Annotated in this window: 24 protein-coding genes; 15 read left to right on the top strand and 9 right to left on the bottom strand. The window is 71.4% G+C overall.

The features are described from left to right. Positions 1-172: 172 nt before the first annotated feature. From ACZ5XZ_RS34575 to ACZ5XZ_RS34560, 4 genes are all read left to right on the top strand, one after another. On the top strand, positions 173-553 hold the full coding sequence (locus ACZ5XZ_RS34575) for a hypothetical protein (protein WP_468985531.1): 381 nt from the start codon (positions 173-175) through the stop codon (positions 551-553). Between the two features lie 245 nt (positions 554-798). Next, positions 799-975 carry a hypothetical protein gene (locus tag ACZ5XZ_RS34570; RefSeq protein ID WP_468985528.1) on the top strand — a complete coding sequence of 59 codons (177 nt, stop codon included), beginning with the start codon at positions 799-801 and terminating at the stop codon, positions 973-975. A gap of 82 nt (positions 976-1,057) precedes the next feature. Continuing rightward, positions 1,058-1,192 (top strand): hypothetical protein, encoded by a 135-nt coding sequence (locus ACZ5XZ_RS34565; RefSeq protein WP_468985525.1) that lies wholly within the window; start codon positions 1,058-1,060, stop codon positions 1,190-1,192. Positions 1,193-1,320: 128 nt separating this feature from the next. After that, complete coding sequence (locus ACZ5XZ_RS34560) at positions 1,321-2,013, top strand: zinc metalloprotease (protein ID WP_468985523.1); 693 nt, start codon at positions 1,321-1,323, stop codon at positions 2,011-2,013. Positions 2,014-2,534: 521 nt separating this feature from the next. Here ACZ5XZ_RS34560 and ACZ5XZ_RS34555 read toward each other — a convergent pair. From ACZ5XZ_RS34555 to ACZ5XZ_RS34545, 3 genes are all read right to left on the bottom strand, one after another. After that, on the bottom strand, positions 2,535-2,744 hold the full coding sequence (locus ACZ5XZ_RS34555; protein ID WP_468985520.1) for a hypothetical protein: 210 nt from the start codon (positions 2,742-2,744) through the stop codon (positions 2,535-2,537). 730 nt (positions 2,745-3,474) lie between these two features. Continuing rightward, a complete protein-coding gene (locus tag ACZ5XZ_RS34550) occupies positions 3,475-4,176 on the bottom strand; it encodes a hypothetical protein (RefSeq protein WP_468985518.1) in 702 nt (233 codons plus the stop codon). Positions 4,177-4,554: 378 nt separating this feature from the next. Then, a complete protein-coding gene (locus ACZ5XZ_RS34545; protein ID WP_468985515.1) occupies positions 4,555-5,673 on the bottom strand; it encodes a serine hydrolase domain-containing protein in 1,119 nt (372 codons plus the stop codon). A gap of 185 nt (positions 5,674-5,858) precedes the next feature. Between ACZ5XZ_RS34545 and ACZ5XZ_RS34540 the strand changes: the two genes are divergently transcribed. Continuing rightward, the gene (locus ACZ5XZ_RS34540; RefSeq protein ID WP_468985513.1) at positions 5,859-6,518 is read left to right on the top strand and encodes a TetR/AcrR family transcriptional regulator; all 660 of its coding nucleotides are present in this window, start codon (positions 5,859-5,861) and stop codon (positions 6,516-6,518) included. A gap of 307 nt (positions 6,519-6,825) precedes the next feature. Beyond that, complete coding sequence (locus ACZ5XZ_RS34535) at positions 6,826-7,302, top strand: OsmC family protein (protein ID WP_468985511.1); 477 nt, start codon at positions 6,826-6,828, stop codon at positions 7,300-7,302. 331 nt (positions 7,303-7,633) lie between these two features. Here the strand turns inward: ACZ5XZ_RS34535 and exaC are convergent, their stop codons facing one another. The 4 genes from exaC to ACZ5XZ_RS34515 all read right to left on the bottom strand — a co-directional run bounded on the left by exaC (position 7,634) and on the right by ACZ5XZ_RS34515 (position 12,142). Further along, positions 7,634-9,157 (bottom strand): acetaldehyde dehydrogenase ExaC, encoded by a 1,524-nt coding sequence (exaC, locus tag ACZ5XZ_RS34530; protein ID WP_468985508.1) that lies wholly within the window; start codon positions 9,155-9,157, stop codon positions 7,634-7,636. A gap of 66 nt (positions 9,158-9,223) precedes the next feature. After that, the gene (locus ACZ5XZ_RS34525) at positions 9,224-10,537 is read right to left on the bottom strand and encodes a GAF domain-containing protein (RefSeq protein WP_468985505.1); all 1,314 of its coding nucleotides are present in this window, start codon (positions 10,535-10,537) and stop codon (positions 9,224-9,226) included. Positions 10,538-10,628: 91 nt separating this feature from the next. Beyond that, positions 10,629-11,642: a DUF6114 domain-containing protein gene (locus tag ACZ5XZ_RS34520; protein ID WP_468985502.1), complete on the bottom strand. Its 1,014-nt coding sequence runs from the start codon at positions 11,640-11,642 to the stop codon at positions 10,629-10,631. Beyond that, positions 11,633-12,142, bottom strand: a complete 510-nt coding sequence (locus tag ACZ5XZ_RS34515) for a DUF6230 family protein (protein ID WP_468985569.1) — start codon at positions 12,140-12,142, stop codon at positions 11,633-11,635. The genes ACZ5XZ_RS34520 and ACZ5XZ_RS34515 overlap by 10 nt, the downstream gene beginning before the upstream one ends. 241 nt (positions 12,143-12,383) lie before the next feature. Here ACZ5XZ_RS34515 and ACZ5XZ_RS34510 point away from each other — a divergent pair, with 241 nt between their 5' ends. Next, positions 12,384-13,040 carry a TetR/AcrR family transcriptional regulator gene (locus tag ACZ5XZ_RS34510; protein ID WP_468985499.1) on the top strand — a complete coding sequence of 219 codons (657 nt, stop codon included), beginning with the start codon at positions 12,384-12,386 and terminating at the stop codon, positions 13,038-13,040. An 80-nt stretch (positions 13,041-13,120) separates the two neighbouring features. Here the strand turns inward: ACZ5XZ_RS34510 and ACZ5XZ_RS34505 are convergent, their stop codons facing one another. Then, positions 13,121-14,410 (bottom strand): glycoside hydrolase family 18 protein, encoded by a 1,290-nt coding sequence (locus tag ACZ5XZ_RS34505; protein ID WP_468985497.1) that lies wholly within the window; start codon positions 14,408-14,410, stop codon positions 13,121-13,123. Between the two features lie 368 nt (positions 14,411-14,778). On the opposite strand from ACZ5XZ_RS34505, the gene ACZ5XZ_RS34500 reads away from it, so the two are divergent. From ACZ5XZ_RS34500 to ACZ5XZ_RS34490, 3 genes are all read left to right on the top strand, one after another. After that, complete coding sequence (locus tag ACZ5XZ_RS34500) at positions 14,779-15,954, top strand: acyl-CoA dehydrogenase family protein (protein ID WP_468985494.1); 1,176 nt, start codon at positions 14,779-14,781, stop codon at positions 15,952-15,954. Positions 15,955-16,150: 196 nt separating this feature from the next. Continuing rightward, complete coding sequence (locus ACZ5XZ_RS34495; RefSeq protein WP_468985492.1) at positions 16,151-17,284, top strand: Rv3169 family protein; 1,134 nt, start codon at positions 16,151-16,153, stop codon at positions 17,282-17,284. Beyond that, positions 17,281-18,450 carry a phosphotransferase family protein gene (locus ACZ5XZ_RS34490; RefSeq protein ID WP_468985489.1) on the top strand — a complete coding sequence of 390 codons (1,170 nt, stop codon included), beginning with the start codon at positions 17,281-17,283 and terminating at the stop codon, positions 18,448-18,450. Before ACZ5XZ_RS34495 ends, ACZ5XZ_RS34490 begins: the two co-directional genes overlap by 4 nt. Positions 18,451-18,487: 37 nt before the next feature. Here ACZ5XZ_RS34490 and ACZ5XZ_RS34485 read toward each other — a convergent pair whose 3' ends face one another. Beyond that, on the bottom strand, positions 18,488-18,913 hold the full coding sequence (locus ACZ5XZ_RS34485; RefSeq protein WP_468985487.1) for a hypothetical protein: 426 nt from the start codon (positions 18,911-18,913) through the stop codon (positions 18,488-18,490). A gap of 209 nt (positions 18,914-19,122) precedes the next feature. Between ACZ5XZ_RS34485 and ACZ5XZ_RS34480 the strand changes: the two genes are divergently transcribed. From ACZ5XZ_RS34480 to fxsA, 5 genes are all read left to right on the top strand, one after another. Continuing rightward, positions 19,123-19,563, top strand: a complete 441-nt coding sequence (locus tag ACZ5XZ_RS34480; RefSeq protein WP_077194248.1) for an Lrp/AsnC family transcriptional regulator — start codon at positions 19,123-19,125, stop codon at positions 19,561-19,563. Positions 19,564-19,619: 56 nt separating this feature from the next. Continuing rightward, positions 19,620-21,257, top strand: coding sequence for an amidohydrolase (locus tag ACZ5XZ_RS34475; RefSeq protein ID WP_468985482.1), 1,638 nt, complete (start codon positions 19,620-19,622; stop codon positions 21,255-21,257). A gap of 518 nt (positions 21,258-21,775) precedes the next feature. Then, positions 21,776-23,446 (top strand): apolipoprotein N-acyltransferase, encoded by a 1,671-nt coding sequence (lnt, locus tag ACZ5XZ_RS34470; RefSeq protein WP_468985480.1) that lies wholly within the window; start codon positions 21,776-21,778, stop codon positions 23,444-23,446. Beyond that, a complete protein-coding gene (locus ACZ5XZ_RS34465; RefSeq protein ID WP_468985479.1) occupies positions 23,443-24,198 on the top strand; it encodes a polyprenol monophosphomannose synthase in 756 nt (251 codons plus the stop codon). The genes lnt and ACZ5XZ_RS34465 overlap by 4 nt, the downstream gene beginning before the upstream one ends. Before the next feature lie 83 nt (positions 24,199-24,281). Continuing rightward, a complete protein-coding gene (gene fxsA / locus ACZ5XZ_RS34460) occupies positions 24,282-24,896 on the top strand; it encodes an FxsA family membrane protein (protein WP_468985469.1) in 615 nt (204 codons plus the stop codon). Positions 24,897-25,093 lie beyond the last annotated feature (197 nt).

Raw genomic sequence — 25,093 nt, 5'->3', positions numbered from 1 at the left:
CCGCCCGTGAACACCGCCAACTCGCTCTCCCTCGGCGGCCTCGCCCTCTCTCGCCGTCGCCTACGCGAACCTCTGGCCCTGGTGGAAGGCTGGCCACGACCTCATTTCTGCCCGAGGCGATCAACATGATCGGGCTTCAGGGCCGGGCAGTCATCGAGAGCGCGGGCATCCTGTGAACCGCCTGCACACTGGCGCCTACCGGGCCGGCCGGAACCTCGCCCCGGCGTCGCCCGCCGAGGACGCCGACGAGTCCTCCGCCGAGCCCCCGGGGGAGCTGTCCGCCGAGGCTGTGCGGACGCTCCTCCTCGAACTCATCGTGGACGCCAGCGGGGTGCACCTCGCCACCGTCCTCGCTCACCTCCAGCAGCACGGGCACGGGGTGGGCTGGAGAGTGAGCGATTTGCGCGCTCGTCTGGAGGCGCTGGGCATCCCCGTCGACCTCAAGTTGAAGTTGGCCGGTGTGCCCACCCGCGGGGTTCGTAAGGCCGATCTCCTGGCCCCCTCCCCGGCCACAGGCCAGGCCGCGTCTCCCGAGGCGTCTACCGCCGCCTGACCTGTACGTCTACCGCCCCATCTCCCTCAATCTCCCAGTCATCTACCCCCGTCTACCGGGGGCATCTCCCGGAGGTCTCCCATGCCCCGACACCTGCACTCGCGGCCGCCCGTGTCCGCCGCCCTGATTGGGGAGCGCCGCTGACGGCTGCCTGTCCGTCTCGGGCCCCCACGTCCGGGACGGGCAGGGAGCCGGACCAGCCGGCCCCACCACACACGGAGGAGACCACCCTGCCCCGCTACACAGTGAAGGCCGAGATCACCCGCCGCTTGGGGCGCTCGACGAGCGTTGACATCGAGGTCGACGTAGACACCAAAGACCCCTTTGACAGCGAAGTCGTGCGCCCCGAGGAGCGGAAGGCCATCGCCAAGTACGGCTGTGAGCGGGTCAGTTCACTGACCGGGCCCTCCGTACGGCGCTGAAGCACGACCTCGGGGCGGCCGACCGCCTGCCAGCACACGGCCGCCCCGGCCCCATTCCCATCGCAGAGACAGGGCGCCCATCATGGCACTGCCCACCGGCCTGCCCCTCGGAGGCCAGGAACCCCGCGACGACCGCGAACCCGACGAGTACCAGGCCAGCCGCGGCGGCTGGTACCCGCCGGAGCCGAAGCCAGCTGCCGGACAGCGACCCGAGTAGTTAGCGCGATCAACTCCCTGTGATTCAGGCGAAGTTGATCTAGTCCAATGCGCAACTAATGCCACAGCCCGTACGTCTCCTGTGAAGAGCCGCCACATATCCCCCACAACTTCATAAGGAGATTCCGAATGCGCAAGACCTTCGCCTGCGCCGCCGCAGCCCTCGCAGCCTGCGCGCTCACCACAACCCCCACTCACGCAGCGATGATCACCACCCACGGCACCGGGTGGAAGCTCACCAGCCAACTCGGCGTGACCAGCCTCAGTCCGTCCCGCCAATACGTGATCACGTTCGCCACCGCCACCATGAAGACCCGCTACACCCCGCTACTCGCACCAGCAGTCACCCAGATCCAGGCCGCGGGAGTGAAGATCACGATCGGTGGAGTGGAGACCGTCAACCCGGCGAAGTGCGGGCCCGTCGGCCACATCCAGATCACCGAGATGTACCGACCCATGGGCCGCGCCGGCTTCAGCCAGGGCATGCCCTGCCCCAACCCGCCCCAGGGCGTCAGTATCGGCGGCATGGTCGCCTACGACAGCGAATACTGGACCGGGTATCGGATCGAGCTGTACAAGCTCCGCAACACGATCGTCCACGAGCCCCTACACGCACTCGGCCTCGATCACCCCAACGCCCTCGATGCGGGCGGGAAGGAAGTCCCGTACGGCTGCGTGACCACGTCGTACGGCAATAGCCCGGTCATGTGCTCGCCGAACGGCGGCTACAAGACCAGCTCAGGCATGGGCCACCTCACCGGCTACGACATCAACGGGATCAGAGCCTTGCTCGCCAATGCGCGGGCGCAAGGCATCAAGTAGCCGCTGGCGGGACGCGTCGCCTGCCGCACTTGCTGAGGCCCCACTCAGGAGCGAGGGCCAGCACATGAGCCACAAGCCCGAGGGATACGAACATCCAGGAGATGACGGAGAGGGTGCGTTCGTTGAGGACCATCGTCGAGAGCACCGGGGAGGAGGCTCGGGAGGGGATCAGGGATTTGGATCGATTCCGGATCGCTGACCACCCCGACCTCGACGACCTGAACCATTCGATGGACAACCTCTAAGGACGCGGTTTCGACTGACCGCGCCGCCACGCCGGCCGGCCCCACCGCGAACCCTGCGCGGTGGGGCCTCCGCCGTACTTGAGAGGCCTGGACATGACCACTGGCCTCGTTCCTTGATCAATCGTCCATCGCCCTGAGCCTCCGTTCAAGCAGCCACGACTGCCACCGCTCCCCGAGGGTCAGGCCGCGATCCTTCACCCACGGAATGTGCTGCAGATGGCCCTTGGAGCACTCCATGAAGTGCTCCAAGGACCGCGGCAGCCCCACCAAGGTGACTCAACGCAGCCGCCGCAACTCCCGTGCGTGCTCGTGCCCGTCGCCGAGCGCGGCCACCCACACGTCGAAGTCAGAGATGACCCCGTTCACCACGGACACCAGGCTCTCCGCCGAATCCGCCTCCGGCGATGTCACCGAGATCCGAAAGATCGTTCCCTGGTGCGTCATCTCCGCCTGCGCCACCTCGACATCCGCCCGCGCCGCAGCCACATCTGCAACCCACTCCGCAGACCCAGGCGCCGGCGCCAACGCAGCACCCTCATACCGCCGGACCGCGCGAGCGCGCGCCAGGCCTTGTGCTCGCGCTGCGGAACGACCATGGCCGATGACGGCGAGGGCCGCTGGCTCGTTCCGTAGTCAGCGGTCGCGCCATGGCCGGCTCCCCGGCTCCGGCGGCTGGGCCCCGCCCCGAGGTGGGCCCGGCCGCCGTTGGCCCACCGCGACCACGGCCGTCCCCACCATCACCGCGCCAGCCACCACGGCAAGCGCCGTCCAGTCCTGCGCGATGCTCACAAGCAGCATGATCAGCGCAGCCACAGCCCCACCACCCGCGGCCTCAGTCCGCATACCCCACCCCCACATCGGTGGGCACAGCGTACGGACGGAGGGTGCGACGGCTGCAGGCAAGAGGCCGAGCAGCGGCACGGCAGTTCACGGCAATGCGCCTACGGCCGCGAGCGCCAGCAGCGTTTCCGGCCGTGGTCCTCGCCCGCGACCGCATGTGCGTCCTGTGCCACAAGGCGCCGAGCAAGCACGCCGACCATTACCCGCTCAGCAGGCGCGAGCTGGTCGAGCGTGGCCTCGACCCCGATGACCGCGCCACGGCCGCGGACTCTGCGGCCCCCGCCACAGCAGCGAGACCCCACAACACCAACCCGGAGGATGGAACCGGTGAAAGATGAACCCACCTACCCCTACCTCGCGGCGCTGAACGAACGGCTCAGTCTGGAATGCGGATGCCGGTGATGAGTCGCTTGTGTGTCGAGTTCAGTGATTTCTCGTTCTGTGCATAGGCAACGGTCTCGGCAATGATGACGCGGGAGTCGTCGGCGATGTAGCGAAAGGCGCCGACGGGGCTGTCAGGCCCGCCCTCCTTGGTGGACAGGCGGAGGTCGAGAGTTGGGTGGCCATCGAATTTGGTCTCTCGTGTGCTGGACTTGATCGCCGCGTTGCCAGAATTCCTGCGGAATGAATCAGCCCCTCCCTTGGCGGTTTCGTGGAGGTTTTCCATCGTCGGGGTTTCTGGGAGATCGCAGACACCGAAGACCACGTGCGTGTCGGCCGTTAGGGCCGAGTACATCCGGCAGTGCGGGTCACTGGATTCAGTGACCTCGACCTTTCCGGGAAGCCGGGCTGTGACACCACTCGGGGGGTCAGTAACCTCCGCCCATTCCACGCCGGGGATGTCAATTCCGGCGGCAACCGCGGGCGCTGCGGCGCGGTGTGGCATCGCTGCGGCAGTCAATGCGCCGCCGGGAATCAGTACACCTCCTGCAGCCAGGGCTACCGAGGAGCCGTACATCAGCAGGCGCTGCGGCAAAGAACGGCATGGCCAGCGGATAGATACCACAACTCCAGGCTTCACCAGAGCGGCCTCACTGGCAAGCTGAAGCGCCTGCGGTAACGGTGCGATACCGCTCAATCGGCCAGGGACGTGGCAGGACCCCCTCTGGGGATCACGGACAGACCGCCGGGGAGGCTGGGTCGCGTGATGAGGCGATCGAGCTGCTCCGCGGCTACGGCTACATGGGCTGGAGCGTCTGACCGCAGGCCCTCAGCCGGCCCCTTCAACTTGGCCGTGCGCGAGGCATGGCCACGATCCCGCGGTGGGAGAGCACCATGCACAACACCTACGGTCGACGAACCGGTAGACGGCGGTCAGGGTGAGCCCGACCCCCCTCACCGCCCGGAGCCTGCGGCGTCGCCGTGCCGAATGTGCCGCGGTCACTCCTGCTGCCCTCTCGACTCTCCCGTCGCGGCATACTTGCCGGTTTGGCGGAAGCGGTTCTTTCCGGTCCGGTCAGCCGTACATCGCCACGCGATAGAGAGCCGCAAGCGCGTCGTCGATGGGATGGGGCTGCGGCCTGCCCGAGGAGTCGAGCCTGTTCCACCTCTGCAGGTTCACCGCGACGGCCATCTGCCGCTTGCCGTCGGCACGGGTCATGGCCAGTGCTCCAGCGCCCCAGACCGTGCCGCCGTGGCCCCAGAAGGTGCCCTGCCCGGGAGCCTCCATCGGGTGCAGGCCGAGGCCGTAGTCGATCGTCTTTCCCTCTTGGGAGACGACGGGGACGGTGCGTTGCATCTGCGCCAGCGACGCCGGGCTGACGATCTCGCCGGCCAGCAGCATGCGGAAGAAGCGGTTGAGGTCCGTGACGGTTGATATCAACGAGGCGGTCGGCCCCACCCATGACATGTCGTAGACGCTGTAGTCGCGTGGCGGGTCGATCATGCCGAACCACGCCTCGTAGATCTGCGAGTGCGGGCCGTCGACGCACAGTCCGGCGGGAAAGCCGGTGTCCCGGAGACCGGCACGTTCGATGACGTTCCGGGTGATGTACTGCTCGGCCGTGGTGCCGGTCACCACCTCCAGGAGTTGGCCGAGGAGCAGGTAGTTGGTGTTGGAGTACACCCCCGGCGTACCGCCCGGGGCGCCGACGGCGGGTGCGGTGACCCCCATCTCGATCAGTTCGGTGGGGTCGAACCGCGTGAACCGGTGGTCGTCCAGGCTCTGGGGCCGGGTGTCCGCGATGACGGGGTACGCCCTGAGGGAGGCGTAGGCGTACGGGAGGTACTCGGGGAAGCCGCTGGTGTGGTTGATCAGCATCCGGACCGTGATCGCGTCACCGCGCTCTCCGGGAACCAGCCGCGGAAGGTACCGGCCGACCGGCGTGTCGAGGCCGACCTGCCCACTCTCGACCAGCTGCATCACCGCGGCGGCGGTGAAGGTCTTGGTGATGCTGCCGACGCGGTGCCGCATGTCGGCGGTGACGGGGCGACCGGTGGCGACATCGGCGACCCCGGCGGCGCCGCGCCAGACCTGGTCGCCGTCACGCACCTCGGCGAACAGGCCCGGCATCCCGGCGCGGTGGACGTTTTCCATGGCGGCGTTCAGCTCCGCGGGATCCAGCGGTTTCCTCACGACATGCGTCCTTTCGTAGTCCCGGGGCGAGCTGCACGCCGGCCGCCTGACCCGGGTATCAGGGCACGAGTAGCCCGCCGGCCCGCCTGCTGCCGGGTCGTTCGGCACTCTCATGACCTCATTATGCACGCGGTGCGTGCAACACCAAGTGCATAGGTAGACTGAGCCCCGGCGAGAGGGGCGAGATGGCAGGCAGAAGGCGCTGGACGACCGAGGAGATCCTGGATGCGGCGGCGGAGTTGCTGCGCACGGGCGACGCCGATTCGTTCAGCGTGCGCAAGCTCGCCGCGGTGCTCGGGACCGATTCCTCCAGCCTCTACCGGCACTTCCGCAGCAAGACCGAACTGCTGCGTGCGGTCGCCGACCGGATCCTCCTGGCGGCCATGGACGGCCACCGCCCCGAGGGCGACTGGAAGCAGCGCATCACGGCCCTTGCCCTGCGGGTGAGAGAGGCCTTCGGTCAGCAGCCCCAGCTCGCCGCGGTCTGGGGACGCTACGCGTCAAGCGGCACCGGTTCCCGGCTGGTCATGGAAGAGGTGCTGCAGGCTCTGCGCGCGTCGGGACTGCCCGACGAGGAGATCCCGGCGCGCTACCACCGGATCGCGGTCCTCATCGCCGCGTTGATCGCCTCCGAGGCTGGGGTCAGTACCGTCACGCCCGGAGAGCACGAACAGGGCATGGAGCTGTTTCGCGTCGCGGTACTCGGCGCCGACCCCGAACGCTTCCCGGCCCTGGCCCACTTCGCCCGCGACGTTCGCCCCCTCGGGGTGGACCGCCGCGCCGCGTTCGAAGAGATCCTCGCTGCCCAACTCGCCCACATCGAGGCCGCAATCCGCCCGAGCTAGCCGACTGCCTCGGGAGTTTCGGCAATAACCCCGGCTCGACCGGCTCTCCCGCTCCGTCCTGCACCTGGTGCCCCTCGGGCCCACCGCCCGCCCGCCGTGACCGAGGAACATATCCGCCACGCCTGCGACGTGCCACGCCCGCGACGTGCCCACCCGGGCGGAGAACACCGTCCCCTCGATCGCAAAACTGCTGGGCACCTCGCCCTATGACCACTCCGCGCGACGACCACGGCGCCGGGGGAGCCGAAGCCCGGAGGATGCAAATGCGTAGCAGCACCGCCCCCAGTGCCTTCTAAGCTCTGGCCCTATGACGACAACGCATACCTACGACGTTACGGTCGAGTGGACGGGCAACCTCGGGTCGGGCACGGACGGCTATCGGTCCTTCAGCCGAGATCACGAGGTATTGGCGGACGGCAAGGCCGGGATCGCCGCCTCCTCAGATCCCGCGTTCCGCGGCGACCCGGCGCGCTGGAACCCCGAGGAGTTGCTCGTCGCCTCCGTCGCTCAGTGCCACATGCTCTGGTACCTCCATCTCTGTGCGGTCGGCGGGGTAACCGTCACCGACTACGAGGACAACGCCCATGGCGTCATGACCATGGATGAGAGCGGAGGAGGCCAGATCACCAGGGTTGTCCTGTGCCCCGAGGTGACAGTCGCCGACGCGTCGATGGTGGAGAAGGCTCGCTCACTGCATGGCGACGTACCTGCAGTGTGCTTCATCGCCCGCTCGGTGAACTTCCCCATCACTCATACACCCGTCATTCGTGTCCAGGAGAACTGAGCGGACTTCCGGCAGCCCCCGGCTCGCGAACTGACCAGTACTCCTCCACGAACTTCCACGGAGCAGCACGGGGTTTCGACCAGGCGGAGTCGGCGAACGTCCACAAGCCCCAGGCCGGATTGCCGTCTCGGCTGCTGGCACCTGGACATCGCGGATGCGGACAGCGTGAGGTCACGGCCTAAAAAGAGGCCGTTTGGTCCTCAGCTGATCCGGGAGGGACGTACGCCATGGCCGGGTGGTGGTGTGAGGCGCCTTGTTGATGGCGGAGGGCAAATCCCGTGTCGGGTTGCCTGGAGCGCGACACGGCCTCCAGGCAACCCGACGTGGGGCTCTAGAAGAACCCCAGCTTCTTCGGCGAGTAGCTCACCAACAGATTCTTCGTCTGCTGATAGTGCTCCAGCATCATCTTGTGGTTCTCGCGGCCGATGCCCGACTGCTTGTAGCCGCCGAAGGCCGCGTGTGCGGGGTAGGCGTGGTAGCAGTTGGTCCATACCCGGCCGGCCTGGATGGCGCGGCCGGCGCGGTAGGCGGTGGAGCCGTCCCGGGTCCAGACGCCCGCGCCCAGGCCGTACAGCGTGTCGTTGGCGATGTCGATCGCGTCGTCGAAGTCGGTGAACGGCGCCACCGCCACCACGGGGCCGAAGATCTCCTCCTGGAAGACCCGCATGCTGTTGTTGCCCTCGAGGATCGTCGGCTGCACGTAGTAGCCGCCCTCCAACTCGCCGCCCAGCTCGGCCCGGGAGCCACCGGTCAGGATGCGGGCGCCCTCCTTCTGGCCGATGTCCAGGTAGGAGAGGATCTTCTCCAGCTGGTCGTTGGAGGCCTGTGCGCCGATCATGGTGTCGGTGTCCAGTGGATGCCCCTGGACGATCTTCTCCGTACGGGCCACGCCGGCCGCCAGGAAGGTGTCGTAGTGCCCGCGCTGGATCAGCGCCCGCGACGGGCAGGTGCACACCTCGCCCTGGTTGAGGGCGAACATGGTGAAGCCCTCCAGCGCCTTGTCCTGGAAGTCGTCCGCCGCCGCCGAGACGTCGTCGAAGAAGATGTTGGGGCTCTTGCCGCCCAGTTCGAGCGTCACCGGCCGCAGGTTCTCCGAGGCGTACTGCATGATCAGGCGGCCGGTCGTGGTCTCCCCGGTGAAGGCGACCTTGGCGACCCGCGGACTGGAGGCGAGCGGCTTGCCGGCCTCGACGCCGAAGCCGTTGACGATGTTCACCACGCCCGGCGGCAGCAGATCCGCGATCAGGCTCATCCAGAAGTGCACGGAGGCGGGGGTCTGTTCGGCCGGCTTCAGGACCACCGCGTTGCCGGCGGCCAGCGCCGGGGCGAGCTTCCAGGTGGCCATCAGGATGGGGAAGTTCCAGGGGATGATCTGGGCGACCACCCCCAGCGGTTCGTGGAAGTGGTAGGCGACGGTGTCCTGGTCGATCTCCGACAGGGAGCCCTCCTGGGCGCGCAGGGCGCCCGCGAAGTAGCGGAAGTGGTCGACGGCGAGGGGGATGTCGGCCGCCAGGGTCTCCCGCACGGGCTTGCCGTTCTCCCAGCTCTCGGCGACCGCCAGGGCCTCTTGATGTTGCTCCATCCGGTCCGCGATCTTGTTCAGGACGGTGGCGCGGTCGGCGGCGGCGGTACGGACCCAGCCGGGCGCGGCGGCGTGCGCGGCGTCCAGCGCGCGCTCGACGTCCTCGGCGGTGCCGCGCGCCACCTCGGTGAACGGCTGCCCGTTGACCGGTGTCGGATTCTCGAAGTACCGGCCCCGCGCGGGCGCCACGAACTCCCCGCCGATCCAGTGGTCGTAGCGCGGCAGATAGCTCATGACGGCATCGGCGGAACCCGGGCTGGCGTAACGGGCCATGGCGGCCTCCCAAATCGCTCTCGGCACCAAGCCCACCGTTCCCGTGCGGCGGGCGTTGTGCGCAGGCTAGAGCGGACGAGGTTGCGCGGACGTTGCGACGCGCACGGCGGGTGGCGTCGGGCTCCCGCCGCCGGTCAGGCCGTACGCGGCGCGCAGCCGGTCGGCGGTGGCCCGAGGGGCGGCCCGGGCCGGGGAGCGCTCGGGGAGGGCGCCCACGAGGGCCTCGAAGATCTCCAGGTCGTCCTCGCCCCAGGGCGTACGGGACCACTCGCGCAGCAGTTCGGGTTCGCCCGCGGCGAGCAGGGCGCACCGCATCCGGTCCGCCAGCGCGTCGCGCAGCCGTCGTACGCCGGGCGCCTCCGACAGCGGCAGCAGCGGACCGGGATAGGCGCCCAGCGCGGCGCGCGGGTCGCCGGCCGCCAACTGCTCCTCAACCGTGCCGAGATCGGTCTCCACGGGCCGGCTCAGACGGTACGGGCGGGAGTGCAGCAGCGCACCGACGAGCTGCCGCAGCCGGGACAGCTCGGCCCGCAGCGTCACCGGGCGCATCTCGCGCTCCCCGTACAGCAGCAGGGTGAGCTGATCTCCGGTCAGGCCCTCCGGGTGCCGGGCCAGCAGGAACAGGATCTCGCTGTGCCGGCGCCCGAGCCGCAGCCGCTCACCGTCCACGACCAGCAGCGCCTCGTCCCGGCCCAGCGCGGTCAGGAAGACCCCGCACTCCGGCGCGCCGGAGGCGAGATGGGCTTCCGCGGCGCGTGCCGTGGCCTGCACCAGGGCCAGGCTGTGCGGGCTCGCCAGATGGTCGCCGCCGGTGATGTCGACCGCGCCCAGCAGCCGTCCGGTCCGCGGATCGTGCAGCGGGGCCGCGGCGCAGGTCCAGCGCTGCACCTGCCGGTTGTAGTGCTCGGCCGCGAAGATCTGTACGGCGTGATCGGCGGCGAGCGCGGTGCCCGGGGCGTTGGTGCCGGCGTGCCGCTCGTCCCAGCGGGCGCCGACGACGAAGTTCATCCGCTCGGCGCTGCGCCGCACCCCGCGGTGCCCCTCCACCCACAGCAGCCGCCCCTGCGGATCGCAGACGGCCAGCAGATGCGCCCCGTCCTGTGCGAAGCTGCCCAGCAGCTCCCGGAAGACGGGCATCGCCCGGGCCAGCGGATGCCCTTCCCGGTAGGTCCGCAGTGCGCTCTCGTCCAGCTCGATGGGCGCGGGCCCGTCGTACGCGGCCCGGGCGTCGGCCGAACGGCGCCAGGAGTCGGCGACCACCTGGCGGACCGGCGGTGCGACGGTCGGGTCGGCCAGGAACGCCGCATGGGCCCGCCGCACCGTACGGCTCCGCTCCACCGGATCGGCACCGGCCTCCATCGCCAGCCAAGGGTTGACCACGCGTCACCTCTCCAGAAGCGGCTCCTGCCCCCGTACGGCCGATGGTGCTCGTACCGGCCCGGGCCGTAAACCCCGCGTGGTGCGCGCCGCCTCAGCCACGGGCGTCACTCCGGACACCCGCGCGCAGCCGCAGCCCGTCCGCGACGACCAGATCCGAGGTGACCAGCGCCTGTTCGGCACGCACGTCCGTCATGAAGACGAAGGGCGGCACGACCGGCGGCACCGGGAGGGTGTCCGGGGTGAAGGTGAGGCAGACCAGGCCCTCCAGGCAGCCGCTGAACTTGGTGAGGTAGAGCGTGACCTCGCCCTTGAGGCTCAACGAGTCGGCGCTCAGGCCGAGTTCGTCTCCGCCGTCGCGGGTGGTGAGCCGGTAGTCGGTGAGCGAGGCCGCCTTCATGCGCAGCACGATCGCCCTGATCGGGCCGTTCGCCGTCGGTACCTCCTCGACCCCGGCCAGGGTGAAGCCCTGTGGCGCGAACATCGTGGTGGTCACGGTCGGCGGATGCGGCGGCGCCGGGATGCCGACGGCAGCGCGGGCGGGCCGCGCCGGGCCGCCGACGGTCAGCAGCAGGGCGAGGGGCAGTCCGACGGCGAGTGCCCTGCCGCCGGTGCCGCCGCGCGGCGCCGCCGGGTCCCGGCAGTCGGACGGCGCAGGCTCCGGCGGTGGGGCCTGCCCGGGCGTCCGCTCCGGCGGCGGGGCCTGCCCGGGCGTCCACCCGAACCCCATCGCGCTGCCCGCGATGCCCAGCCCCATGCCGAGCAGAAACCCGCCGAGATTGGTCGCGGCGAAGGAGAGCACCGAAAGGATCAGCGCATGGATGCTGACGTAGTGGTGGGCGGACGGTGCGCACCACAGGAACACTCCCGCCACGATCAGCGCCAGCCCGATGCCCAGCGCCGCCAGCCCGCCGAGCCCCAGGCTGACCAGCACGGTCAGTGGCGACAGCGGCACCAGCAGCAGCTCCGCCCCGCCGGACACCAGCAGCAGCCCGGCCCAGAACGGCCGGGTCCGCCGCCAGCGCCGCAGCACGGCCCGCCGCCCGGGCCAGGGCAGCGTCCGCTCCAGCCAGGCGCCGCACCGGGCGCGCCGTGCGGTCAGAAGCACTTCGCGCCGTCCAGGCTCACGCTCACCCGCATCCCCTTGAGGCGGAAGTTCCCGCCGGTGGCCGACCAGGCGTGCGACTTCACGCCGGCGACCTCGATGTCCCCGGCCTGCAGCCCGAACGCGCCCTTTCGCCCGTGCACGCCCGGCACGGCGTCCAGGGAGCCGGCGTCCCGGCCGATCTGGGCGGTGCCGAAGCGGGCGTCGCCGACCAGGTCCTCACCGTCGATGACCAGGCTGTCGGCGCTCACCGGACCGGCCTTGCCGCCCGCGGTCAGCTTGAACACCACCGTGCCCACCGGCGTCTTCACCTGCGCCGACTGGCAGATGTCGGCGAGCGACGCCTTGCCGATGCCGAGCAGCGCCACCGGATGGCCGCCGCCGTCGGCGTCGCGGTCGGTGTGCACGTACGAGGCGAGACCGTGGCTGGTCAGCTTCCCCGACGACACCTGGAAGTGGGTGCCGGAGACGGCGAACGACGAGGCCAGCACGCCCTGCGCCATCGCCGTGGCCAGCGCGCCCACGGCGAGTAGGGCGGGCAGCGCCACCACCGCGGTCTTCTTCCAGGAGGTTCGCCCCTCGGGCGAGGTGTCCGTCCTTGAGCTCACTGCGTCCTCCCCGGGGCAGTGGTCGAATGCACGAGGGAAAGTGCTTCCAGGCGCCCTGCGGAGCAGCCAGGTCCGCGGATCATGACGCTCTGTCATACTGCGCAAAACTCTTGGCAGTTGGAGACTAGGGCGGATTTTGAATAAGAGTCAACAGCGGGGAGGGGGCGGCTCGCCGGCCGCCCGCGGGACCGGACGCTCACAGGCGCGCCGCGCCGAACTGATAGCCACCGGACGGAAGTTGTTCGCCGACACCTCCTACGACGCGCTGTCCATGGACGACATCGCACGTCAGGCCGGGGTCGCCAAGGGATTGATCTACTACTACTTCACCAACAAGCGCGGCTACTACCTCGCGATCATCGAAGACGCGGTCGCCGAACTGGTCGAGCGGGCCGGCAGCACCCATGACCTTCCGCCCGTCGAACGCGTCGAGCGCACCGTCGAAGGCTATCTGCGCTACGCCCAGCACCACCAGGCCGCCTATCGCGCCATCGTCACGGGCGGTGTGGGTTTCGACGCCGAGGTGCTGGCGATCCGCGACACCGTACGCGCCCGGCTGCTCGGCACCATCGCCCGCGGCGCCTGGGGCCGCGAGGACCTCCCGCCGCTCGCCCGCACCGCGCTGACCGGCTGGCTCTCCAGCGTCGAGGGCGTCACCCTCGACTGGATCGCCGAGCAGCAGCTGCCCCGCGAGACGGTGGTCTCGCTGCTGGTGCGCGGCCTGGGCGACACCCTCCGGCTGATCGAGGAGTACGAACCGAGCTGCCCGGCCCCACCCAGGCCACCCGCCTGACCCCCTCCGGCGCGCCGCCGCACGACGAACGGGCGGGGAGGCCGCCGCCTCCCCGCCCGCCGGTGCTGCTGCCGTCGGCGCTACTTGATCGCCTTGATCAGCTCGCCGTTGGCCGTGTCGCCGCTGAGTTCCCAGAAGAACGTGCCGCCCATGCCCTGGGCGTTCTTGAAGGCCATCTTCGTGCCGATGGTCTCCGGGGTGTCATAGCTCCACCACTGGTCACCGCACTTGGCGTAGGCGGTGCCGCCCACCTTCCCGGTGGCCGGGCAGCGGCTCTTGAGCACCTTGTAGTCGTCGATGCCGGCCTCGTACCTGCCCGGCGCCGCGCCGGTCGCCGTGCCGCCCGGCGCGTCCTGGGTGACGCCCGTCCAGCCCCGGCCGTAGAACCCGACGCCCAGCAGCAGCTTGTTCGCCGGAATGCCGAGGCCCTTGAGCTTGGCGGTGGTGTCGGTGGTGTTGAAGCCGGCCTTCGGGATGCCGCTGTACGACGAGAGCGGGGAGTGCGGGGCCGTCGGTCCCTTCGCGTCCCAGGCGCCGAAGTAGTCGTACGTCATCGGGTTGTACCAGTCGACGTACTGGGCCGCGCCCGCGTAGTCGGCGGCGTCGATCTTGCCGCCGTTCGAGGCGTCCGCGGTGATCGCCGCGGTGACCAGGTTGTTCTGGCCGAACTTCGACCGCAGCGCCCTCATGACCTTGGTGAAGGCGTCCTTGCCGCTGCTGTCGCAGCTCAGGCCGCAGGCGTTGGGGTACTCCCAGTCGACGTCGATGCCGTCGAAGACATCCGCCCAGCGCTTGTCCTCGACCAGGTCGTAGCAGGACTGCGCGAAGCCGTCCGGGTTCTTGGCGGCCTCGGTGAAGCCGCCCGACCAGGTCCAGCCGCCGAACGACCAGATCACCTTGAGGTTGGGGTGCAGCTTCTTGAGCTTCCGCAGCTGGTTGAAGTTGCCGCGCAGCGCGCCGTCGTCCCAGGTGTCCGCCTTGCCGTCGACGCTCTGGTCGGCGGTGTAGGCCTTGTCGTAGTCGGCGTAGGAGTCGCCGATGGTGCACTTGCCGCCCTGGACGTTGCCGAAGGCGTAGTTGATGTGCGTCAGCTTGGCCGCCGAGCCCGACGTCTCGATGTTCTTGACGTGGTAGTTCCGGTCGTAGACACCCCAGTTGGTGAAGTATCCGACGACCTTGTCGCCCGCTGCGGCCGGCGTCGCCGTCGTGCCGGCCGGGTGGGCCGCGGATCGGCCCTGTGCGGCGGGGGTGCCGGAGGGGTGGGCCGAGGCCGGTCCGGCGAGCAGGGTGCCGGCCAGCGCCGCCGTACACAGCGCGGTGGCGGCGGCGATCACCGCGCGCGGTGATCGTATCCGGTGCGGTCTGAGCATGTCGTCTCCTCGGAGGGGGGCGAGGGGTGGAGCCTGACCTGCGTTCCGAATTGGCATGAACGCGTTGAACGTTGGAGGAAAAGTTAGAAGGACTAGACCACTGCGTCAATGGTTCGGACCAATCTCATGACCAGCGGGTAAAGACTTCTCCGGCCGACGGTGGGAGGCGGCCTGCCGGGTCCGCGCAGCCGGTGATGATCAACCCGTGACGCCGGGCCTCCGATCGGGCATACTCCTAGCGCCACCGCCGCAGGTCATCGCCTTCCGAGACCCGGAACGCGATCATCGGCCTGGCACGACGGAAACCGGCGCCGCCGCCCATCCCCGCGCGCGTCGCCGCAGCGCCCGACAGGGAGGAGAGCGCCGCCATGACCGAGTACGGCCCCCGGCCGGTGGACCGCAGGCTGCCCACGGAGGAAGCCCGCGATCTGTTGACCCTCGTACGCGAGCTCGCCGAGCGCGAGGTCAGGCCCGCGGCCGCCGAGGAGGAGGACGCCGGCCGCTTCCCCCGCGAGCTCTTCCGCCTGCTGTCGGAGTCCGGCCTGCTCTCCTTGCCCTACGACGAGGAGTTCGGTGGCGGCGGCCAGCCCTACGAGGTCTACCTCCAGGTCCTGGAGGAGCTCGCGGCCGCGCGACTGACCGTCGGCCTCGGCGTCAGCGTGCACACCCTCGCCTGCCACGCCCTGGCCGGTTTCGGCACCAAGGAGCAGCGCGCCGAACACCTCCCCGACATGCTCGGCGGCGGTCTGCTGGGCGCCTACTGCCTCTCCGAGCCCTCCTCGGGCTCCGACGCCGCCTCCCTGACCACGCGCGCCACGCGCGAGAGCGGGGGAACCTGGATCCTGAACGGCACCAAGGCCTGGACCACCCACGGCGGCGTGGCCGACTTCTACACCGTCCTGGCCCGCACCGGCGGCGACGGGGCCCATGGCATCACCGCCTTCCTGGTCCCCGGCGACGCCGAGGGCCTCAGCGCAGCGGCGCCCGAGCGCAAGATGGGCATGAAGGGCTCCCCGACGGCCCAGCTGCACTTCGACGGCGTCCGCATCCCCGACTCCCACCGGCTCGGTGAGGAGGGCCAGGGCTTCGCCATCGCCCTGTCCGCCCTCGACTCGGGGCGCCTGGGCATCGCCGCCTGCGCCATCGGCGTCGCCCAAGCCGCGCTCGACGAAGCGCTCGCCTACACCGCCGAGCGGCAGCAGTTCGGCCGCCCGATCGCCGACTTCCAGGGCCTGCGCTTCATGCTCGCCGACATGGCCACCCAGGTCGAGGCCGGCCGCGCCCTCTACCTCACGGCCGCCCGGCTGCGCGACGCCGGACTGCCGTTCTCCAAGGAGGCGGCGATGGCCAAGCTCTTCTGCACGGACACCGCGATGCGGGTGACCACCGACGCCGTCCAGCTCCTCGGCGGCTACGGCTACACCCTCGACTTCCCGGCCGAGCGCTATATGCGCGAGGCCAAGGTCCTCCAGATCGTCGAGGGCACCAACCAGATCCAGCGCATGGTCATCGCCCGCCATCTGGCGGGACCCGAGACCCGCTGAGACCGGGCCGGGGCGGGGGAGGGCGACCTTCCCCGCCCCGGCCCCGTCCCGCGCGTGGACGGCCGGATGCGGCCGTCGGGCGCGGTACCTCCTCCCGGGGGCTGGCCGTCCGTTCTCACCTGACGTACCGTCAACTCCCCGCCGCGGCACCGCACACCGGGCGACCCCCTGCCGACCGTGCGCCCAGGAGGAGACCGTGCCCGACCGCCCCATCGCACTCGACGAGTACCCGATCCACCAGGCCCCGCTGTCCATGCGGCATGTCGCCACCGGCGACCGCAACGCCTACGACCGGTGCATCTTCCACGTCATGGACCACTCCGGACGTGCGCTGCTGATCGCCGGGCTCGGCGTCTACCCCAACACCGGCGTCATCGACGCCTACGCCACGCTCCGCCTCGGCGACCGCCTGCACGCCGTACGGGCCTCCGACGCGCTCACCGACGACCGGCTGGCGCTCACCGTCGGCCCGCTCACCATCACCGTCGAGGAACCGCTCGCCCGCCTGCGGCTGACCTGCGCCCCGGACCCCGCCGACCCCGACGGCCTGGCGTACGACCTGACCTGGACCGCGGCGTTTCCCGCCACCTGGGAGCCGCACCACACCCAGTACCGCGGTGACCGGCTGACGCTGGAGGGCCGGCGGTTCGTCCAGGCGGGCACCTGCACCGGCCGCATCCGCGTCGCGGGCCAGGAGCTCGCCGTCACGGCGGGGGAGTGGACCGGAACCCGCGACCGCAGCTGGGGAGTACGCCCGATCCCCGGGGAGGACGCCGGCCGGGCGGGAGAGGAGCTGCGGCCCGAGGGCTTCCACTGGATCTGGTGCCCGGTGCGCTTCGACGACCGCTTCGTCATGGTCATCGTCCAGGAGGACGCCGACGGCCATCGCACGCTGAACGAGGCCCGGTTGGTCCGCGACGGCCGCCCCGACGTCCAGCTCGGCTGGCCCCACACCGACATCGGCTACCGCCCCGGCACCCGCCACCCCGAGCGCGCCGTCATCCACCTCACCGACCCCACCCGCAAGCCGATGGAGCTGACCGCCGAGATCCTCACCTCCTCGCCCCTGGCCGTCGGCGCCGGCTACCCGCCCGCCGACGACTGGCAGCACGGCACCTGGCGCGGCCGCGGCTGGACCGACCGCCGCAGCTACGACCTGTCCGACCCCTCGGCGCACCCGCTCGCCGCGTACGGCGTCACCGACCACGCGGCCCGCTTCACCCTCGACGGCCGCACCGGCCACGGCATCTTCGAGCACGGCAGCTTCGGCCGGCACGACCCCAGCGGATTCACCGGCTATGACTCCGTCGCCCAGGAGGCGGGAGAATGACCGACCACCCGTCGCCCCCGGAGCCGCCCGCAGCGGGCGTACCCGCGGACCGCCGCCCGCGCACCACGACCCGGGACCCCGAGGACCTCACCTGCCGGCTCACCGCCTGGCTCGGCACCCGGCTGCCCGGGGCCCGCGCCACCGCCGCGACCGTCCCCGACTCCAACGGCATGTCCAGTGAGACGCTGCTCTTCGACATCGACCACCCCGGTCCGCCGCCTCCCGGGCCGTCGGCCCCGCCCGGGATCCCGCGCTCCTGCGCGCTGCGGCTCGCCGCCGACCCGGCCGCCTACACCGTCTTCCCCCGCTACGACATGGTCCGGCAGTACCGCACCATGCGCCTGGTCGCCGAGCACACCGACCTGCCGGTGCCCCGCACCCTCTGGCTGGAGGAGGACCCGGCACACCTCGGCGCCCCGTTCTTCGTCATGGCCCGCGCCGACGGACGCGTCCCGCCGGACGTCATGCCCTATACGTACGAGGGCAATTGGCTGCATGACGCCACCGACGCGCAACGCGACGGGCTGGAGGCCGCGAGTGTGTCGGTCCTTGCCCGGCTGCACGACCAAGTCCCGGTGGGCGCCGCCGACTTCCTCGACACCAAGGGGACGGGCAGCGCCTTGCGCCGGCACGTCGAAGCCCAACGCGCCTACTACGCATGGGTGGTTGACGGGCGCCCGCACTCACCGCTCATCGAGCGGGCCTTCGACTGGCTCACCGACCCCCGGCACTGGCCGAAGGACCCCGGCGAAACCGTCCTGACCTGGGGCGACGCCCGGATCGGCAATATCGTCTACGACGGCTTCGAGCCGACCGCCATCCTCGACTGGGAGATGGCGGCCCTCGGCCCGCGCGAACTCGACCTGGGGTGGATGATCTATCTCCACCGCTTCTTCCAGGACCTCACCGAGGGCAGCGGACAGCGGGGGCTGCCCGACTTCCTGCGCCGCGACCGCGTCGAGAGCCGCTACGCCCGGCTCACCGGCCACCCGCCCCGCGACATGGACTTCCACACCCTCTACGCGGCCCTGCGGCACGCCATCGTCATGCTGCGGGTGGCCTACCGGCAGGTGCACTTCGGCGAGGTTCCGGTACCGGCCGACGCCGATGCGCTGATCCTCCACCGGGACACCCTGGAGGCGATGGTCGAGGGCCGCTACTGGTGAGCGCCGCGGCGGCCGCCGGGCGAGTGAGGTGGCGCGCTCAGGCGCCGCGGCGCATCCGCGGCACCCGGAGCGGCTGCGTACCGGGACCGCCGATGTGCGAGAACGGCTGACGGCGCCAGTCCAGGCCCTCGGGGAGCGTCAGCAGCATCGCCGCGTCCTGCTCCTGGGCGTCGAGGGTGTCGTCGGTCTCCGGTGCCTCGGACGCCGGACGGCCGGAGCCCTGGCACACCGTCAGGCCGAACGGGTTCCAGGGGGTGGGGCACAGGGCGTGCTCGGGAAGGGTGTCCTCGTCCGCCAGCAGCGCGATCGGCTGCAGGCAGTCGGGGCAGGTCACGCGGAAGATCTCAAAGGTGTCGAATGCGTCGTACGCGCCGTCGTCGCCGGAGAAGCCGAGACTGTCGCCCTCCTGGGCGCTGATGCTCGCGGCAGCGGAGTCCTGCTTAAGGCGTCGCATGATGTCCATCCCCCTCGGGTGGGCCGATCGGACCGCCGGCTTCCTGTGACGGGCGGTCCTGGCCACCAGCAGCAATTCCCTTCATGCCGGGCGCATAATCGCCGGCGCCCCGTCGACACCGGTTCACCCGTGTGGCATTGGTCACACAGGCCGGCGCGGAGGTGTCCACGATCCGGCGCGCGGTGCGCATACGCACCCGCGCACAGTAGGTTGAACGGGTGGAGGAGTTGGACCGACAAATCGTGGATCTGCTCGTCAAGGACGGGCGGATGAGCTACACCGACCTGGGCAAGGCCACCGGCCTGTCCACCTCGGCGGTGCACCAGCGGGTGCGCCGCCTGGAGCAGCGCGGTGTCATCCGGGGCTACGCCGCCATCGTGGACCCCGAAGCCGTGGGCCTGCCGCTCACCGCCTTCATCTCGGTCAAACCCTTCGACCCCAGCGCGCCGGACGACATCTCCGACCGCCTCGCGGAGGTCCCCGAGCTGGAGGCCTGCCACAGCGTGGCCGGCGACGAGAACTACATCCTCAAGGTCCGGGTCTCCACTCCGCTGGAACTGGAGCATCTGCTCACCCGCATCCGCACGCTGGCCGGCGTCTCGACCCGCACCACGGTCGTGCTGTCGACCCCCTACGAGGCCCGCCCGCCGCGCATCTGACCGGCAATCGCCCCCCGCGCGCGGAGCGGCCGCGGACAGGGGCCAAACTGTCCGGTATGAGCGAGCGCATCCCCGACGCACCGTCCCGTACCGTCCTGCTGCGCGGGGGTGAGGTGCACAGCCCCGCGGACCCCTTCGCCACCGCCATGGTCGTGGAGGGCGGCAGCATCGCCTGGGTCGGCGAGGAGGGCGCCGCCGACTCCTTCGCCGAGGGCGTGGACGAGGTCGTCCACCTCGACGGCGCGCTGGTCACCCCGGCGTTCACGGACGCGCATGTGCACACCACGGCGACCGGGCTCGCGCTCACCGGACTCGATCTGGCCGGTGCGGGCACACTGGCCGACGCGCTGGACCGGATCCGCGGGTACGCAGACGCCCGACCGGCGGACCGGATCCTGCTGGGGCACGGCTGGGACGCCAGCGCCTGGCCGGAGGGGCGCGCGCCGTCCCGCGCGGAGCTGGACGCGGCCACCGGCGGCCGTCCCCTCTACCTCACCCGCGTCGATGTGCACTCCGCGGTCGTGACGACGGCGCTGCTCGACCTGGTCCCCGGCGTCCGCGGGCAGTCCGGCTTCGACGCCGACGCCCCGCTGACCGGCGACGCGCACCACGCGGTGCGCCGGGCCGCGTACGCCACCGTCACCCCGGCCCAGCGCGCCGAGGCCCAGGCCGCGGCGCTGGCCCGCGCCGCCTCGCTCGGCATCGGCAGCGTCCACGAGTGCGCGGGCCCGGACATCTCCGGTGAGGACGACTTCCGCGCGCTGCTCGCCCTCGCCCGGGAGGGCGGCGGCCCGCGCGTCGTCGGCTACTGGGCCGAACTCGTCGCATCTGCAAAGGACGCCCAGCGGATCCGTGAGCTCGGGGCGGTCGGCGCCGCCGGCGACCTCTTCGTCGACGGCTCGCTCGGCTCCCACACCGCCCATCTGCACGCCCCGTACGCCGACGCCGCCCACACCGGCGCCGCCCGGCTCGACGCGGACGCGGTCGCCGCCCATGTCGCCGCCTGCACCGAGGCCGGGCTGCAGGCCGGCTTCCACGCCATCGGCGACGCCGCCCTGACCAGCGTCGTCGAGGGAGTACGCGCCGCCGCCGAGCGGGTCGGCACGGCGCGGATCCGAGCCGCCCGGCACCGCGTCGAGCACGCCGAGATGCTCACCGAAGCCACCATCGCCGGCTTCGCCGACCTGGCCCTGACCGCGTCCGTCCAGCCCGCCTTCGACGCGGCCTGGGGCGGGGCGGACGGCATGTACGCCGCCCGTCTGGGCGCCGAGCGGGCCGGCACCCTCAACCCGTACGCCGCGCTGCTCAAGGCCGGTGTGCCGCTCGCCCTCGGATCCGACAGCCCGGTCACCCCGCTCGACCCCTGGGGCACCGTGCGCGCCGCGGTCTTCCACCGCACCCGCGCCCACGGCATCTCCGCCCGCGCCGCGTTCACCGCGCACACCCGCGGCGGCTGGCGGGCCGTCGGCCGGGACGACGCCGGAGTCCTGGTGCCCGGCGCGCCCGCCGACTACGCGGTCTGGCGCACCGGCGAGCTGCTCGTCCAGGCGCCGGACGAGCGGGTGGAGCGCTGGTCCACCGACCCCCGCTCCGGCACCCCCGGCCTGCCCGATCTCACCCCCGGCGGCGACCTTCCGGTGTGTCTGCGCACCGTCGTCGCCGGCCGAACGGTCTTCGAGCGGCCGAACGAGTGACATCGCACGGGCTCGTGCCGTAGCGGCCCGCGCTTGCCGCTGCCCGCCCCACCAAGGGGCGTTCGCGGCTGACCTGGGACGACGCGAAATCGACGCAGGCGCAGGACCTGTTGACAGCAGGCGGTCGGCGGCCGGTAGGTTCGGCCGAGTCCACCTCAGGACGTCCGACCGGGAGACCTCCGCGCAGTCGTCGAACGCAACTGGGCCATGGGGCGGTGCGCCACTTCGGCACCGCCACTGGGAGCCAGGTCCAGGACCAGCGACACGGGGCGACGGAAAGTCTTGGCAGGTCGGCAGGTGCGACCCGGATGGGGCCCGGACGCTCAGTAGACAACGGCTCTCGGTCGACCCGCAGCCAGCGGGTCCCAGGTCGGCCCGAAGGGCGCCGGGCCCCGCTCCGCACCCGCCGCGGCCCTGCGCGCGGCATTCACCTTTTGTGCACCCCGCATCCGCATACCCGGCCACCCGATGTACGGTCAGCTCACACCGCACGACCGTCTTGCAGGAGGCCCGCGACCGTGCCATCGGGTTCCGATACCACCGAAGAAGCCGCCAGCGGCGCCATGCCCGGCGACCCGGTGCCGTCCGCCGAGGCCGCCACCGCCGCGGCCACGCGCCCCGGACGGGTCCGGCGGTGCGCCGCGCTGGCCCGGCGGGAGGCGCCGCGCACCGGCCTCGCGGTGGTCTTCGGTGTCGCGCTCGGCCTCGCCTTCCCGCCGTACGACCTGTGGCCGCTGTCGCTGCTGGCGGTGGCCGCGCTCTCCTTGCTGACCCGGGGCCGGACCGCCCGCCAGGGCGCCTGGACGGGCCTGGTCTTCGGGCTGCCGTTCTTCTTGATCCTGCTGAAGTGGCTCCACGTCGTCGGCTGGGACGCGGTGGTGGGCCTCTCGGTCGCCGAGGCGCTCTTCATGACGCTGCTGGGCGCGGCGCTCGCCGTGACGTCCCGGCTGCCCGCCTGGCCGCTGTGGGCCGCCTGTCTGTGGGTCACCCAGGAGTGGGCCCGCGACCGGCTGCCGTTCGGCGGCTTCCCCTGGGGCCGGCTGGCGTTCGCGAACACCGCTTCGCCGTTCACCCCGCTCGCCGCGCTCGGCGGGGCCCCGCTGGTGACCTTCGCCGTCGCGCTGACCGGCGCCCTGCTGGCCGCCTGCGCCGCCGGCCTGTGGGCGCTGCGCGGCAAGGGCGCGGCGCGCCGGGCGGTGCCCGCCCTGGAGGCGTTCGGGCTGGCCGGCGCGGTGGCCCTGGCCGGTCTCCTGGTCCCCGTCCCCACGAAGGCCGACGACACCGTCGACATCGCCGTCGTCCAGGGCAACGTCCAGCAGCCCGGCATGGACTTCCTGGGCCGCCCGATGAAGATCCTCGACAACCACGCCACGGCCACCGAGAAGCTCGCCGCCGACATCAAGGCCGGCCGGGCGAAGAAGCCCGACCTGGTCATCTGGCCGGAGAACTCCTCCGACCTCGATCCGTTCCAGTACCCGCAGGCCTACGACCGGATCGACGAGGCCGTGAAGGCCGTCGGCGTGCCCGTCCTGGTGGGCGCGCTCGTCGACCACCCCTCCAAGGAGGGCTACGTCTACAACGAGGGCATCGTCTGGGACCCGAAGAAGGGGCCGGGGGCCTCGTACACCAAGCAGCACCCCGTGCCGTTCGGCGAGTACGTCCCCTTCCGGGAGCAGCTCAGCAAGATCATCACGCGGTTCCAGCGGGTGCCCCGCGACTTCTACCCCGGCGACCACACCGGCGTGCTCAAGGTCGGCCCCGCCAGGCTCGGCGACGTCATCTGCTTCGAGGTCGCCTACGACGAGATCGTGCACGACACCGTCGAGGCCGGCGCCCGCGCCCTGGTCATCCAGACCAACAACGCCACCTACGGCCGCACCGGCCAGCCCGAACAGCAGCTGGCGATGTCCCGGCTGCGCGCCGTCGAGCACGGCCGAGCCGTGGTCACCGCGGCCACTAGCGGGATCAGCGCCGTGGTCGCCCCGGACGGCGCCATCACCCACCGTATTCCGGAGTTCACCCAGGGCGTGGTCTCCGCGCGCATCCCGCTGCGGGACGAAACGACGCTCGCCGACCGCGTCGGTGCGGCGCCTGAGTGGGCGATCGCTATCGTGGGGCTTCTGTCCTGTGCCGCCGCGGTAGCCGTCGGCCGGCGCGGGCGTACGAAGGACGAGAAGGGGCAGCAGTGACAGATGGTCAGCGGCAGTACGGACCGCTCGGTACCACGTTGGTGATCATCCCGACGTACAACGAGGCGGAGAACATCAAGCCGGTCGTCGCGCGGGTGCGGTCCGCCGTCCCCGACGCACATGTTCTCGTCGCGGACGACAACAGCCCCGACGGCACCGGCAAGCTCGCCGACGAGCTGGCCGCCGACGACGAACAGGTCCATGTCCTGCACCGCAAGGGCAAGGAGGGCCTCGGCGCCGCCTACCTCGCCGGCTTCCGGTGGGGCATCGACAACGGCTACGGCGTGCTCGTCGAGATGGACGCCGACGGTTCGCACCAGCCCGAGGAGCTGCCGCGGCTGCTCACCGCCCTCAAGGGGGCCGACCTGGTGCTCGGCTCGCGATGGGTGCCCGGCGGGCGCACCGTGAACTGGCCCAAGTACCGCCAGTTCATCTCCCGCGGCGGCAGTACCTACTCCCGGCTGGTGCTGGACCTGCCGCTGCGCGACATCACCGGCGGCTACCGGGCCTTTCGCGCGGAGACCCTGCAGGGCCTGGGGCTGGAGGAGGTGGCCTCCCAGGGCTACTGCTTCCAGGTCGACCTCGCCCGCCGCGCCGTGCAGGCCGGCTTCCATGTCGTCGAGGTCCCGATCACCTTCGTCGAGCGGGAGCACGGCGACAGCAAGATGAGCCGCGACATCGTCGTGGAGGCGCTGTGGCGGGTCACGGCCTGGGGGGTCGGCTCCCGGGTGGACAAGCTCCGCGGCCGCTGAGAAGCCGGGCCCGCGCCTGCCGTACGTGGTTCCTCGCGTAACCCCCGGGGGGTGCCGGGGGAGGCGCCAGGCACACTTGAGGCATGACGTTCGGAGCCACCGCATCGACCGGTCCCCGCCCGCCCCGGCGCTCGCGCGCCCGCCGGTTCGTGCCGTTGGGCATCGCCGCCTTCATGGTGCTGGAGATCTGGCTGCTGACCGTGGTCGCCGGGGCCACCAACGGCCTGACCGTCTTTCTGCTGCTGGTCGCGGGCGTGCTCGTCGGCGGCTATGTGATCAAGCGGGCCGGCCGACGCGCCTGGAAGAACCTCACCGAGAGCCTTCAGCCCGGAGACCCGGCGGCGCCCCCGAAGCCCGCCGCGGCCGGCAGCACCCGGTCCGGCACCGGCAGCACGCTCCCGATGGCCGGGGGACTGCTGCTGATGGTGCCGGGGCTGGTGTCGGACGCGCTGGGGCTGCTCTGCCTCTTCCCGCCGACCGCGAAGCCGATCCAGCGCCGGGTGCAGAAGCTGCTGGACCGTCGGGCGGCCTACGCGCCGGGCTCGTTCGGTGACGCCTTCCAGCAGGCCCGGATGCACCGGCCGGACGGCAAGGTCGTCCAGGGCGAGGTCATCCGGGAGGACGACGCCGCACGGCCCGAGGGGCCGGAGCGCCACCCAGGCACCCCGCAGCGCCAGGACCCGCCGCTGACCGGCTGATCACGGCGACCCGCCGCTCACCGGCTGTTCACGGCAGGTTCCGGGCCGCATGGCCGCGGACGCATACGCAAGGGCCGGGGGGGAGGGGGAGGGGGGGGGGGGGGGGGGGGGGGTGGTGTTCGTCGTGGGTGCGTGGTTTGGCGGGAGGGTGGGTGTTTTCGTTCGAGGGGGGGGAGAGGTTCGTTTTTCCGGAGGGA

The organism is Streptomyces sp. NPDC033270 (assembly GCF_055576575.1).
This window is presented reverse-complemented; position numbering and strand designations above follow the sequence as displayed.

Coding starts and splice junctions, on each gene's coding strand:
- ACZ5XZ_RS34565 (WP_468985525.1), top strand. CDS start 1,058: ATGGCACTGCCCACCGGCCTGCCCCTCGGAGGCCAGGAACCCCGCGAC.
- ACZ5XZ_RS34560 (WP_468985523.1), top strand. CDS start 1,321: ATGCGCAAGACCTTCGCCTGCGCCGCCGCAGCCCTCGCAGCCTGCGCG.
- ACZ5XZ_RS34540 (WP_468985513.1), top strand. CDS start 5,859: ATGGCAGGCAGAAGGCGCTGGACGACCGAGGAGATCCTGGATGCGGCG.
- ACZ5XZ_RS34535 (WP_468985511.1), top strand. CDS start 6,826: ATGACGACAACGCATACCTACGACGTTACGGTCGAGTGGACGGGCAAC.
- exaC (WP_468985508.1), bottom strand. CDS start 9,157: ATGGCCCGTTACGCCAGCCCGGGTTCCGCCGATGCCGTCATGAGCTAT.
- ACZ5XZ_RS34515 (WP_468985569.1), bottom strand. CDS start 12,142: ATGGCGCAGGGCGTGCTGGCCTCGTCGTTCGCCGTCTCCGGCACCCAC.
- ACZ5XZ_RS34505 (WP_468985497.1), bottom strand. CDS start 14,410: ATGCTCAGACCGCACCGGATACGATCACCGCGCGCGGTGATCGCCGCC.
- ACZ5XZ_RS34500 (WP_468985494.1), top strand. CDS start 14,779: ATGACCGAGTACGGCCCCCGGCCGGTGGACCGCAGGCTGCCCACGGAG.
- ACZ5XZ_RS34490 (WP_468985489.1), top strand. CDS start 17,281: ATGACCGACCACCCGTCGCCCCCGGAGCCGCCCGCAGCGGGCGTACCC.
- ACZ5XZ_RS34485 (WP_468985487.1), bottom strand. CDS start 18,913: ATGGACATCATGCGACGCCTTAAGCAGGACTCCGCTGCCGCGAGCATC.
- ACZ5XZ_RS34475 (WP_468985482.1), top strand. CDS start 19,620: ATGAGCGAGCGCATCCCCGACGCACCGTCCCGTACCGTCCTGCTGCGC.
- fxsA (WP_468985469.1), top strand. CDS start 24,282: ATGACGTTCGGAGCCACCGCATCGACCGGTCCCCGCCCGCCCCGGCGC.